Genomic DNA, 452 nt, shown 5'->3' with positions numbered 1-452 from the left:
CGTCGGCGAGAAAACCGGGGACAACCTCGCGGCAACCATCGCGGGAACGGCTATCGCTGCGGACCGCGGCGCTGACATCATTCGCGTCCACGACGTACCGGAGAACGTCGCGGCCGTGAACGTCGCGCTCGCTTCGCAGGACTCGAGTCGGTTTACCGACGAGTAGCCAGACAACAAATTTTTGACACGTCGGGCGCTCGTCCCCGTATGTACCTGTCGACAGATTTTCCGGGGATTCTCGTCGTTCTCGTTCCATCCGTCCTCATTTTTCTCTTCGTCGGCGGCCTGCTGTTGAAATCACTCATCGCCGTCGTGGGCAGGCGGCGACGTGAACTCGAACAGCGCGTCGAGGAGTTGGAAGACGACGTTGCACGACTGGAAACGCGAATCGAAGAACAGTCCGACGAGTAAACTACCACGGCGTGACGCCCGCGGCATTGCGGTGTGATGGC

1 protein-coding gene is annotated in these 452 nt (G+C 60.4%); it reads left to right on the top strand.

Going from position 1 to position 452, the window contains the following annotated elements; all coding sequences use genetic code 11:
- Positions 1 to 207: 207 nt before the first annotated feature.
- Positions 208 to 411, top strand: coding sequence for a hypothetical protein (locus D3D02_RS19760; RefSeq protein ID WP_004572578.1), 204 nt, complete (start codon positions 208 to 210; stop codon positions 409 to 411).
- Positions 412 to 452 lie beyond the last annotated feature (41 nt).

It is taken from the genome of Halobellus sp. Atlit-38R, assembly GCF_003665925.1.
Classification (GTDB): domain Archaea; phylum Halobacteriota; class Halobacteria; order Halobacteriales; family Haloferacaceae; genus Haloquadratum; species Haloquadratum inordinatus.
The sequence above is the reverse complement of the archived record's forward strand: the minus strand, read 5'-3'. Positions and strand labels throughout refer to the sequence as shown.